The sequence below is a fragment of the Bradyrhizobium sp. genome (genome assembly GCF_030697065.1).
Taxonomy (GTDB): domain Bacteria; phylum Pseudomonadota; class Alphaproteobacteria; order Rhizobiales; family Xanthobacteraceae; genus Bradyrhizobium.
Map to the genome: position 1 here is coordinate 1 of NZ_JAUYQU010000324.1, position 12151 is coordinate 12151.

Here is a 12151-nt window from a genome sequence, read left to right on the forward strand (position 1 = left end):
GGTCTGCGCCAGCGGGAAGGTGCGGTCGACATGCGACGAGATCTTGCCTTCCGCGGTCCACTTCACCAGCTTCTCCAGATTCGCGCGGTTCTTTTCCGGATTGAGTCTGGCCCATGCGCCCCAAAATACGCCGCGGATGTCGCAGCCCTTTAGCAGCGCGAGATTGAGCGGCATTTTCGGAATGTCGCCGGCGGCGAATCCGATCACCAGAAAGCGACCTTCCCATGCGATCGAGCGCAGCGAGGCCTCGGCATAGGTGCCGCCGACCGGATCGAAAACGATGTCGACGCCCTTGCCGCCGGTCAGCCGCCGCAGGCCTTCTTTCAGGTCCTCGGTGGCGTAGTTCAGTCCGAGCTCGGCACCGTGCGCCTTGGCGAATTCGAGTTTTTCTTCCGATGACGCGCAGGCGATGACCTTCAGGCCCATCAGCTTGCCGAGTTCGCAGGCCGCAAGGCCGGTCCCGCCGGCGGCGCCCAGCACTGCCATGGTCTCGCCCGGCTTCAGGCTGGCGCGGTCTTCCAGCGCATGCAGCGCGGTGCCGTAGATGATGAAGATGCCGGCGGCGCGATCGAAATCGAGATTGTCGGGAATTTTCACGATGGAATTGGCCGGCAGCGCGATCTTCTCGCGCGCGCCATTGTGGCCGCAGGACGCCGCGACGCGGTCGCCGACCTTGAGGTCGGTGACGCCGGCGCCGACGCTCTCGATCACGCCCGCGACTTCGGCCGCCGGCGAAAACGGGAACGGCGGCTTGATCTGGTATTTCCCCTGGATCATCAGGAGGTCGAAGAAATTCAGCGCCGCCGACTTGATCGCGATCACGGCCTCGCCGGGTCCGGCGACGGGATCGGGCACATCGGCGAGCACGAGATCGTCGGGGCCGCAATATTGCGAGCAGAGAATGGCTTTCATGGACACACCTGAGTTTCGGACGCAAAAGAAGGGGCTGAACGCTTCATGCCGGATTTGCGGCCGGGCTACAATAGAAGGCAGTCATTCCGGGGCGCGCTGGCGCGAACCCGGAATCTCGTGGGGTAATGCTGTATCGAGAGCAGCGGAGGAATCAAACGATGTTTGAAAAAAGCCTGCTCAAGGGAAAGCGCATCCTGGTCACCGGCGGCGGTTCCGGGCTGGGAGCTGCGATGGGACGCCGCTTCGTCGAGCTCGGCGCCGAACTGATCGTCTGCGGCCGCCGGCTCGAATTGCTGGAGGCAACCGCGGCGCAGATCCGCAGCGAATTCGGCGGCAGGGTCGGTGTCGTCAGATGCGACGTCCGCGACGGCGCCGCGGTCGATGCCATGATGGACAAGGTCTGGGGCGATGCGCCGCTCGATGTGCTGGTCAACAATGCCGCCGCGACCTTCATCGCGCAGACCGAACATCTGTCGTTTCGCGCCGCGGACGCGATTCTGGCGCCGACCCTGCACGGCGCGATGTATTGCACGCTCGCGGCCGGCAGGCGCTGGATCGAAGCCGCGCACAAGGGCGTGGTGCTGAGCATTCTCTCGACTTCGACCATCACCGGCCGCGCCTTCACGGTGCCCTCGGCGATGGCAAAGTCCGCCATCCTGGCGATGACCAAAAGCCTCGCAGTGGAGTGGGGTCCCAGGGGCATCCGCACCGTGGCGATTGCGCCGGGCGCCTTCCCGACGCCGGGTGCATCGGGCCAGCTTCGGCCCGAGGGCCGTGACGAGGGATGGTCGGCGAAAAATCCGCTGGGCCGTGTCGGCGAACATGGCGAACTGGCCGATCTCGCGAGTTTCCTGATTTCGGACCGCGCCGGCTACATCAACGGCGAGATGGTGGTCCAGGATGGCGGCGCGCATCTGCGCAGTTCCGGCGCCGAGGATCTGCTGCAATGGACCGATGCGCAGTGGCAGATGCAGCGCGAGGCGCGGTCGAAGGGCTGAGGCCGAACCTGAGCGCGAGGTTCTGGCTGCGCCGGCCGGGATCCGTAACTGCCTTCCCAAAAAGGCATTTTCCGGCTATCCATCCATGCGTGATCGGCGATGCCGGGGCCATCTTCCAGTCACAATAATGAGGGAACCAGATTTGGTCATGTCCGTGCGGCGAACTCTGATTTCCCTGTTGGCGAGTGTGGTTGTGTGCGGGATCGCGGTCCCGGCGCAGGCGCAGAATGCGTCGCCGAAAGCCTCCAAAGACGCCAAGGCAGCGCCCGCCAAGCCTGCTGCCGCGGGCGGTGCGGAACCGACGCTGATCGGCCAGTTCGGCACCTGGGGTGCCTACACCGCGTCGCCGAACGGCAAGAAGGTGTGCTTCGCGCTGGCAAAGCCCTCGTCGTCCAAAACCAATCCGCCGAATCGCCCGCGCGACCCGGCCTACGCCTTTGTCTCGACGCGTCCGGCGGAGAAGGTCACCAACGAAGTTTCCGTCATGATCGGCTATGCGCTGAAGCCGGGCTCGGAATCGACGCTGGAAGTCGGCGGCGCTGCCTACGCCATGTACACCCAGGGCGACGGGCTCTGGATCAAGAACGCCGCCGAGGAAGAGCGGATGGTGGAAGCCATGCGCAAGGCCGCCGAGGCGACGGTCAAGGGCATGTCGGCCAAGGGCACCGAGACCACCGACGTGTTCTCGTTGAAGGGGCTTTCCCAGGCGCTCGACCGGCTGGCGCAGGATTGCAAGCGCTAGACCGCTTTTTAAGCCCGAACCGATGCATTTAGTGCCTTTCCCGCGGCTCGCGGAAGGCCTATCTGATGTCAAATGAACGAGACCATGACCAGCCTGTCCATCGAAGCCCCTTCCGGCGCCGGCGCGCCATTGGAAAAGATCGCGCTCGAAACCTATGTGCCGCTGGCAAAACCGTCGCTGGTCGGGCTGTCGCGCGCGGAGATTTCCGACCGGCTCGGCGCCATCGGCGTTCAGCCGTCGCAGCGCAAGATGCGGGTGCAGCAGCTGTGGCACTGGATCTACGTCCGCGGCGCGCAGAATTTTGCCGACATGACCAGCATCTCCAAGGAGATGCGCAGCACGCTCGAGACGCATTTCACGGTGGCGCGGCCCGAAGTGGTCGCCGAACAGATATCCAACGACGGCACCCGCAAATGGCTGCTGCGATTGCCGAGCGGCGACAGCGTCGAGAAGGCGCATGAAGTCGAGTGCGTCTATATTCCGGAAACCGACCGCGGCACGCTGTGCGTTTCCTCGCAGGTCGGCTGCACGCTGACCTGCTCGTTCTGCCACACCGGCACGCAGCGGCTGGTGCGCAATCTCACCGCCGGCGAAATCGTCGGCCAGATCATGGTGGCGCGCGACCGCCTCAACGACTGGGCCGACCGCGAAACACCGACCGGCAGCCGCCTCGTCACCAATGTCGTCATGATGGGCATGGGCGAGCCCTTGTATAATTTCGAGGCGGTGCGCGACGCGCTGCTGATCGTCTCGGACAATGAAGGCATCGGCATTTCCCGCCGCCGCATCACGCTGTCGACCTCCGGCGTGGTGCCGAACATCGCCCGCACCGGCGACGAGATCGGCGTCATGCTGGCGATCTCGCTGCATGCGGTGCGCGACGAGTTGCGCGACGAACTGGTGCCGCTCAACAGGAAATATCCGATCGCCGAATTGCTGCAGGCCTGCCGCGATTATCCCGGCTCGTCCAACGCGCGGCGCATCACCTTCGAATATGTGATGCTGAAAGGCGTCAACGATTCGCTCGACGACGCCAGGCTGCTGGTCAGGATGCTGAAGGGCATCCACGCCAAGATCAACCTCATTCCGTTCAATCCGTGGCCGGGCACGCGCTACGAATGTTCAGACTGGGACCAGATCGAGAAATTCTCCGAATACATCTTCAACGCCGGCTACTCCTCGCCGGTGCGCACCCCGCGCGGCCGCGACATTCTCGCCGCCTGCGGCCAGTTGAAATCCGAGACCGAAAAACTCTCGGCGCGAGAGCGCCAGGCGCTGCGCGCGATGGCGATGACGGACTAGGGATGGCGCAGCGACGGTGGTTTGAGTCATGGCACTGATCGGCCGCCTCTTCGTCATCCTGTTCGGTTTCCTCGCCGCCTGCCTGGTGGCGGGAATGATCGTGATCGGCGCGGTGCTGTTCCCGGAATTTTCCGATTTCGCGGGCGGTCCGATCGATCCGGATGCGCTGAACATCGTGCTGGGCTTCGGTTTCATCTTCCTCAGCGGATTTGCGCTGTTGCCGGCGACCATCGTGGTCCTGATCACCGAGGCGTTCTACATCAGGAGCGTGCTGGCCTACGCGCTGGGCGGCGGCATCGTCGGTCTCGCCTGCTATCTCGGGCTGATCCCGTTCGATCCCGACGCGCTCCGTTTCGACGGTATCGTCCGGCGCCACCTTGAAATCATGACCGGCGCGGGCATCGTCGCCGGTCTGGTGTACTGGATGATCGCGGGCCGCAATGCCGGCGCATGGCGGGAACCGCGGCACCCGCCGCGGCCGCCGCCGCCGCTGCCATCCCACTCGCCGGCGCCGCCCCCAGCGTCATGAGGAAGCGGCCCCGACGTCTTTTCATCCCCGGCCGCGTCGGCTAAACCCCGCGCCATGAACCGAACCGGACTTTATACCGCGCTGGCACTGGCGCTCGCCGTCGGATTGCTGTTCGGGATCTATCCCGAGCTCGACCTGCAGCTGGCCGGCCTGTTCTTCGATGCGTCGAACAAGACCTTTCCGCTGAAATTCAACACCCTGGCGATGTTCGCGCGCGACGCCGCGATGTGGATTGCGTGGGGAATTGCGCTGCCGTCGATCGTCGCCCTGGTGGTAAAACTGGTGCGGCCGGACAAGCCGCTGCTGGTGCCGGGACGTACGGTCATGTTCCTCCTCATAACGCTGGTGCTTTCCGCCGGCATTCTCACCAATCTCGTCTTCAAGGGCTATTGGGGCCGGCCGCGTCCCATCGTGGTCACGGAATTCAGCGGCCAAATGGAATTCGTGGCGTGGTGGGATCCGCGTGGCAGCTGTGGCCGGAACTGCTCGTTCTTTTCGGGCGAGGGCGCCACTGCGTTCTGGACCTACGCGCCGGCGGCGCTGACGCCGCCGGCGTGGCGGCCGCTGGCGTTTACCGCCGCGACGGTGTTCGGCGTGGTTACGAGCGGCTTGCGGATGGCGTTCGGCGGCCACTTCTTCACCGACGTCGCGGCGGCCGGGCTGATTACGTTCATCGTGGTCTGGCTGGCCTTTGCCTACATCTACCGCTGGCCCTCGACCCGGCTGTCCGATGCGCGGATCGACGCGGCGCTGACGCGGTTCGCCTGGCCGCTCTACCGGCTGCGGCAGAAATGGCGCGGACGCGACGTCGGCTCGCGGTAGGTCCGCCTTGATTGCATCCGGCGACATTAAACGCGTGCCCATCCGCGCGAAATTTGTTATTCGCGCACTCAAACCGCAAACGCCCGACAACGTCCGCCATTTCGACCGATTGGAAGCCCGATGAGTACGATCCTGAAAAGCCTGCCCAAGGGAGAGAAAGTCGGTATCGCTTTCTCCGGCGGCCTCGACACCTCAGCGGCGCTGTTGTGGATGAAGCAGAAGGGCGCCCGTACCTTTGCCTATACCGCCAATCTCGGCCAGCCTGACGAGACCGACTACGACGAGATTCCGCGCAAGGCGCTGGAGTTCGGCGCCGAAATAGCCCGGCTGGTGGATTGCCGCACCCAACTGGTCCATGAAGGCATCGCCGCCATCCAGTCCGGCGCCTTCCATGTGAGCACCGGCGGCATCGCCTATTTCAACACCACGCCGCTCGGCCGCGCCGTGACGGGCACGATGCTGGTGTCGGCGATGAAGGAGGACGGCGTCAACATCTGGGGCGACGGCTCCACCTACAAGGGCAACGACATCGAGCGGTTCTATCGCTACGGCCTGCTGACCAATCCGAACCTGCGAATCTACAAGCCCTGGCTCGACCAGCAGTTCATCGACGAACTGGGCGGCCGTGCCGAAATGTCGGCGTTCATGACATCGAGCGGCTTCGCCTACAAAATGAGCGCCGAGAAGGCGTATTCGACCGACAGCAATCTGCTCGGCGCAACCCACGAGGCGAAGGATCTCGAGAGCCTCGCCAGCGGCATCAAGATCGTCAATCCGATCATGGGCGTGCCGTTCTGGCGCGACGACTGTGTCGTCAAGGCCGAAAAGGTCGCGGTGCGTTTCGTGGAGGGCCAGCCCGTCGCGCTGAACGGCCAGACATTCACCGACCCCGTCGCGCTGTTTCTCGAAGCCAACGCCATCGGCGGCCGGCATGGCCTCGGCATGAGCGATCAGATCGAGAACCGGATCATCGAGGCCAAGAGCCGCGGCATTTACGAAGCGCCGGCCATGGCGCTGCTGCACATCGCCTATGAACGCCTGGTCACCGGCATCCACAATGAAGACACCATCGAGCAATACCGGGTCAGCGGCATGCGCCTCGGCCGATTGCTCTACCAGGGGCGGTGGTTCGATTCCCAGGCGCTGATGCTGCGCGAAACCGCCCAGCGCTGGGTGGCTCGCGCCGTCACCGGTGAGGTGACGCTTGAGCTGCGCCGCGGCAACGACTACTCGATCCTCAATACCGAGAGCCCGAACCTGACTTATGCGCCGGAGCGGCTGAGCATGGAAAAGGTGGACGATGCGGCGTTCACGCCGGCCGACCGTATCGGTCAGCTGACCCTGCGCAACCTCGATATCTCGGATACGAGGGGCAAGCTGAGCCTCTACGCAGAGACAGGCTTGCTGTCGATGGGCGAAGGCTCGGATATCCTCAAGCTCCAGAACGACAAGGACTGAACCGCGCGGGATACGGGCGGCCGTTACGGGGAAGTCATCCAGGACGGATAGATTGCCGTCTGCAAATGTCCTGCGGGACGGCGGTCACCTTCGCCCCGCCGGCTTGCGCTGACGTGGAGCCTCGATGATGACCAAGCTTATGGCCGCAATATCCCTCGTGATCCTGCTTTCGGCAACGCCGGCTTTTGCCCAAACCGTCTACCCGATCGACCGCGCCGAAATCCTTTCCGGCGCGCAGTTCGATTTCAAGGTCGAATTTCCGGACAGGGTCGATCCGGCGAAATTGAAGGTGACCGTGAACGGCGAGGATTATGCCGCCGTGTTCGGCCGTGCCGGAGACTTTTTCGAGCGCGAAGGCGGCAAGGATCAGTCGGCGCTGATGCTGCGCGGCGTCGCGTTGACGAAGCCCGGCCCCGTCACGGTCGAAGTCGGCGATGGCTCGCGCAGCCGCAAGCTGGCGTGGATGGTTTACGACACCGGGCCGCGCAAGGCAAAGAACGTCATCCTTTTCATCGGCGACGGGCTGTCACCGGCCCATCGCACGGCCGCGCGGCTGTTGTCCAAGGGCATTGCGGAAGGCAAGAGCCTCGGCAAGCTGGCCATCGACGACATGCCCCATATGGCGCTGGTGGCGACCGCAGGCTCGGATTCGATCATCACCGATTCAGCCAACTCGGCCAGCGCCTATGCCACCGGCCACAAGACCGCCTCGGCCGCGATGGGCGTCTATGCCGACCGCACTGCCAATCCGTTCGACGACCCCAGGGTTGAAACCATCACCAGTCTGGCGAAGCGCCGGCTCGGCCTCGGCATCGGCATCGTCACCAATACCGAAGTCGAGGACGCGACGCCGGCCGCGATGATCGCGCATACCCGCCGCCGCGGCGCCTATGACGAGATCGTTGCGCAGTATTTCGCCGCCAGGCCCGACGTCCTGATGGGCGGCGGAAGTGCCAACTTCCTGCCGAAAGGCGCGCCAGGCTCGAAGCGCAGGGACGATATCGATTACGTCGCCCGCTTTCGCGAGGCCGGCTACAGGATGGCGACGACCGCGGGCGAACTCAAGGCGCTGGCGGCTCAATCGGATACGCGCCAATTGCTCGGCCTGTTCGCCACGGGGAATATGGACGGCGCGCTGGACCGCAGATTCCTCAAGGGCGGCGGCGTCGGCAAGTTTCCCGAGCAGCCCGATTTGACCGAACAGGTGCAGGCCGCATTGAACGTACTGTCGAGAAATGATGCCGGCTTCTTCCTGATGGTCGAATCCGGAATGATCGACAAATACGCGCATCTGCTGGATATGGAGCGCGCGGTCTACGACACCATCATGCTCGACAATGCGGTGCGGCTGGCGCGCGACTGGGCGCGGGCGCGCGGTGACGATACCCTGATTCTGGCGGTGGCGGATCACAATCATCCCAACAGCCTCGTCGGCACCATCCATGACGATATGAGCGTGACGCCGAACGTGCCGCTGCGCGAGCGCGTGAGCGTCTATGAAAAGGCGGGATTTCCCGATTATCCGGCGCCGGATGCGGAGGGTTATCCGTCGCGCGTGGACGTCAGCCGGCGCCTCGCCATGTTTTCGGCCAGCCTGCCCGACCATTACGAGACGTTCCGTCCGAAGCTCGACAATCCCAACGAGCCGACCGTCAAAGGCGACGAACCCGGCACGTTCAAGGCCAATGAAAAATACAAGGATGTTCCCGGTGTCACGCTGCGCTTGGGCAATCTGCCGGCCATGATGCGCGCCAGCGTGCATTCGGGAGAAGACGTGATCCTGACCGCGGTCGGACCCGGCAGCGAGCGGGTCCGCGGATCGATGGATAACACCGAAATATTCCGCGTCATCGCCGATGCGCTCGGCCTGGCGCCGGCGGGGCAATAACGTACTTTTCTTCTCCCCTCCTCCCGCGCAGCGGTGGGGAGGGGAGAAGAAAGTGCATCTACGAAAGCGTCGGCGGCGCAAAGATCAGCTTGATGTAGTTGCGAAACAGCAGGATCTGCCGCTCCAGCCGGCGCGGGTCGTTCAGCGTCTTCGACAGGATGATGCCGCCGTCGACGATGCAGGAGAGCATGTCGGCGAGATCGTCGAGATCGACCGCTTCGTTCGGCGCATGGACCGCGGCAATGCCGTCGAGGATGGTGCGGAAGCGCGCGTTCCAGTCGCGGACCGACTGGGCGGTGAGGTCGCGCACTTCGCGGTCGAACAGCCTTTCCTGATAGCAGATGCTGGCAATCAGGCAGCCGGGATGGCCGTTCGGCAGGTCGGCCATCACTTCGGCAAGCAGCCTCAGCGAGATCAGGAACGCCTGCAGCGGATCGTCCGACAACTGCCGGCCGCGCTCGAAGATATCGTCGAACAGGCGGTCGTTGGTTTCGACATAGCGGCGAACCATCTCGCGCGCGAGCGCGTTCTTGTCCCTGAAGTGATAGAAGAAGCCGCTCTTGGTGAGTCCGGCCTCCGCGATCACCTCCTCGATCGAGGTGGCGCCGAATCCCTTGGCGAGGACGGCCGCTTCCGCGATCTCCAGGATCCGCTCCCGCGTCGCTTCGCCTTTTCCCATTGCACACTCCGAAAACTGTACTCGCAGTACGGTTTCTTGCACTCGCGGCTTGCGCCACGATTCGTTCGTGCTCCACAACCTCCTGAATTCGTATCATTTTTCGGCCAAAGGTTCAGCCGCACCACGCGCTCGCTTGGAAGCCGCGACATTATGCGGCACCAGTCCGGGCGGACCTAAGCCGGTGCCGCGAGACCGACGATAGAGATTTCACCGATGACGGAGATGATTGAAGTGACAAAATATCGACATGACTTGCCGCAACGTCGCGGCGGCATTTTCCTCACCGATGGCGGCATGGAAACGACGCTGATTTTTCACGAAGGCGTCGAGCTGCCGCACTTCGCGGCGTTCGTTCTGCTCGACAGTCCGGACGGCCGTCAGAAGCTGACGAAGTATTACGAAGCCTATCTCGCGGTCGCGCGCGCACACGGCACGGGTTTCGTGCTCGACAGCCCGACATGGCGCGCCAACCCCGACTGGGCCGACAAGCTTGGCTATGACACCGCCGCCCTCAAGGCGATCAATCTCCGTTCGGTCGCGTTCCTGGAGAGCTTGCGTTCCAAATGGGAACGGCCGGAGCAGCCCTGCGTCATCAGCGGCGCCATCGGCCCGCGTGGCGACGGTTACAAATCCGGCAACATGGATGCCGTCGAGGCCGAGGCCTATCACGCCGAACAGATTGCCGCGTTCGTCGAAGGCGGCGCCGACATGGTGACTGCGTTTACGATGAATACCGTCAATGAAGCGATCGGCATCGCGCGTGCGGCCAGGGCACAGGGCATTCCCGCGGCGATCTCGTTCACGGTGGAAACCGACGGCCGCCTGGTCAACGGCGAGACGCTGCGCGAAGCCATCGAGGCCGTGGATCGCGAGACATCGGGCGCGCCCGAATATTTCATGATCAACTGCGCGCATCCGGTGCATTTCGAGAAGGCGCTGCAGGCAGGCGAAGAATGGGTAAAACGAATCCACGGCGTGAGGGCCAATGCGTCGACCAAAAGCCACGCCGAGCTCGATGAGTCCACGACGCTCGATGCGGGCGATCCGCGCGATCTCGGCCGGCGCTACCGCGACCTCCGGCGGGCTTTCCCGGCGATGCGGATGCTCGGCGGCTGCTGCGGCACCGATCATCGTCACGTCCAGGCGATCGGCGAAGCCGTGCTGCCGCCGCGGGCGCTCAGCGCCTGATGGCAAAGACAAAGCAAAATGGCCGGGGATTTCTCCCGGCCATTACTTTTTGCGGTGGCTTGCCTTAGCGGCGCGGCGGCGCGGTGCCGGGCGGCGGCGGCGGCAACGACGCCGATCCACCGGTCAGCAGCGGTCCGATATTGCGGATGGTGACGCGGCGGTTGACGGCGCTCGGCCCGTCGACGTCCTCTTTCGGATATTGCTCGCCATAACCCTGCGAGGTCAGGTTTTCCATCGGCACGCCGAACTGCTGCGTCAGCAACGTGGCGGCCGATTCGGCGCGGCGATCCGACAGCGACAGATTGTCGATGTCCGATCCCACCCTGTCGGTGTGACCCTCGATCAGGAATACCGAGCGCGGGTTGGCCGCGATGGCGCGGTTGAGCCCGTCGGCGATCGCCTGCAGCTTCGATGCCTGATCGGGAGGAATCTCCCATGATCCGGTTTCGAAATTGATGCTGTTGACGTCGATGCTCGGCATCCGCTGGCGCACCGAGGCGCTGTAGCGGATTTCATCCAGCGAATAGCGCCGTTCGAGCCGTTCCACCGGCGGAGCGATCATGGTGTCGTAGAGCAGCTCCGGCGACGCATCGTCGGCTTCGACGATGTAGCGATTGCGCGGCATCCGCAGGATCGGCGGCGCCAGGTCGACGTAGAATCCACCGATGCCGCGTGGGCCGCGGAAGCTGTTGTCGATGATGATGATCTCGCGGCCGCGCTGATCCCTGCGGATCCGGCGCACCAACCGGCCGTCACGATCGTTCACGGTGATGATCTGCGTACCGTCGGGGCGGATCACGATGGTGCGGCTCTCGTTGCCGCGCTGTTCGGTCCTGACGTCGCGGGCGCCGTAACGGAAGCGATCGACCTCGTTGTGCCGGATGAACGACCGGCCGCCGGGATCGCGAACGATAATGCGACCCGGCTCCCGGATGATCGTGCGGCCGCCTTCCTGGGTCTCCCGGCGCTCGCTGCGGAATCCCTCGAGGCTGGTTGGAGCGCCCTGGACCTTGGTCCCGAGCGGAATGGCCTTCAGGCCCTCGGCCGGCGGCGGCGCGGAGGGGATCGGGGCGGCGACCGTCGGCGGCGGCCCGCGTGTCACCGGTGCGCCCGGCGGCAATGCGGTACGTCCACCGGCGCTGTCCGGCGCGGCGGTCGGCGCAGGTCCACCCGGAGTTGGGGTGGGCGTGGGCGTGGGCGTGGCCGAAGCCGGTCCGCTGCGAGCCGGGGGTGGCGGCGCGCCGGTCCCGGGGCCTGATGGAGGCGTGCCTGCTGCGGGCGGGGTGCCCGGGGGCCTGCCCGCCGCGGGCGGCGGCGGCGGAGCAACTGGAGTCGGCGTGGCCGATGGTGGCGGCAATTGCTTGGTGCCGGCAGGCGGCGGTACGGGCGGCGCGCTCTTCTGCTGAGGCGCAACGCTCGGCGCAGTCGGCGGCGTCGGCGGAACCGGCGAGGGTACAGCGGTCGGAGGCGGTGGCGGGGCCGTGCGCGCTGCCGGAGGCGGCGGCGGAGGCGTCGCGGGCCTTGGCGGCGGTGGTGGCGGTGCGGCCTTGGTAGCCGCCGGCGGCGGCGGCGGCGGCGCCACACGCGCAGGTGGCGGCGGCGGTGCTGCTCGGGGAGGCGGCGGCGGCGGCGG

The 12151-nt window shown here is 65.0% G+C and carries 11 protein-coding genes; 8 read left to right on the forward strand and 3 right to left on the reverse strand.

The features are described from left to right. On the reverse strand, nucleotides 1-912 hold a 912-nt coding region (locus Q8R73_RS25545), incomplete at its 3' end, for an NADPH:quinone oxidoreductase family protein (RefSeq protein WP_305722321.1). 158 nt (nucleotides 913-1070) lie between these two features. On the opposite strand from Q8R73_RS25545, the gene Q8R73_RS25550 reads away from it, so the two are divergent. The 7 genes from Q8R73_RS25550 to Q8R73_RS25580 all read left to right on the forward strand — a co-directional run bounded on the left by Q8R73_RS25550 (nucleotide 1071) and on the right by Q8R73_RS25580 (nucleotide 8651). After that, the gene (locus tag Q8R73_RS25550) at nucleotides 1071-1910 is read left to right on the forward strand and encodes an SDR family oxidoreductase (RefSeq protein ID WP_305722322.1); all 840 of its coding nucleotides are present in this window, start codon (nucleotides 1071-1073) and stop codon (nucleotides 1908-1910) included. 148 nt (nucleotides 1911-2058) lie between these two features. After that, entirely contained in the window at nucleotides 2059-2652 is a 594-nt protein-coding gene (locus Q8R73_RS25555) for an invasion associated locus B family protein (RefSeq protein WP_305722323.1), read from the forward strand. An 84-nt stretch (nucleotides 2653-2736) separates the two neighbouring features. Beyond that, nucleotides 2737-3954 (forward strand): 23S rRNA (adenine(2503)-C(2))-methyltransferase RlmN, encoded by a 1218-nt coding sequence (rlmN, locus tag Q8R73_RS25560; RefSeq protein WP_305722324.1) that lies wholly within the window; start codon nucleotides 2737-2739, stop codon nucleotides 3952-3954. A 28-nt stretch (nucleotides 3955-3982) separates the two neighbouring features. Then, nucleotides 3983-4483, forward strand: coding sequence for a hypothetical protein (locus Q8R73_RS25565; RefSeq protein ID WP_305722325.1), 501 nt, complete (start codon nucleotides 3983-3985; stop codon nucleotides 4481-4483). Between the two features lie 54 nt (nucleotides 4484-4537). Then, nucleotides 4538-5305: a phosphatase PAP2 family protein gene (locus tag Q8R73_RS25570; protein ID WP_305722326.1), complete on the forward strand. Its 768-nt coding sequence runs from the start codon at nucleotides 4538-4540 to the stop codon at nucleotides 5303-5305. A gap of 120 nt (nucleotides 5306-5425) precedes the next feature. Further along, nucleotides 5426-6763, forward strand: coding sequence for an argininosuccinate synthase (gene argG, locus Q8R73_RS25575; RefSeq protein WP_305722327.1), 1338 nt, complete (start codon nucleotides 5426-5428; stop codon nucleotides 6761-6763). A 124-nt stretch (nucleotides 6764-6887) separates the two neighbouring features. After that, nucleotides 6888-8651 carry an alkaline phosphatase gene (locus Q8R73_RS25580; RefSeq protein WP_371126174.1) on the forward strand — a complete coding sequence of 588 codons (1764 nt, stop codon included), beginning with the start codon at nucleotides 6888-6890 and terminating at the stop codon, nucleotides 8649-8651. Nucleotides 8652-8709: 58 nt separating this feature from the next. On the opposite strand, the gene Q8R73_RS25585 is transcribed toward Q8R73_RS25580, so the two are convergent. Next, complete coding sequence (locus Q8R73_RS25585; protein WP_305722328.1) at nucleotides 8710-9330, reverse strand: TetR/AcrR family transcriptional regulator; 621 nt, start codon at nucleotides 9328-9330, stop codon at nucleotides 8710-8712. Between the two features lie 231 nt (nucleotides 9331-9561). On the opposite strand from Q8R73_RS25585, the gene Q8R73_RS25590 reads away from it, so the two are divergent. Continuing rightward, the gene (locus tag Q8R73_RS25590; protein WP_305722329.1) at nucleotides 9562-10518 is read left to right on the forward strand and encodes a homocysteine S-methyltransferase family protein; all 957 of its coding nucleotides are present in this window, start codon (nucleotides 9562-9564) and stop codon (nucleotides 10516-10518) included. Between the two features lie 64 nt (nucleotides 10519-10582). Here the strand turns inward: Q8R73_RS25590 and Q8R73_RS25595 are convergent, their stop codons facing one another. Next, a complete protein-coding gene (locus Q8R73_RS25595; protein WP_371126175.1) occupies nucleotides 10583-11620 on the reverse strand; it encodes an OmpA family protein in 1038 nt (345 codons plus the stop codon). Nucleotides 11621-12151: the final 531 nt, after the last annotated feature.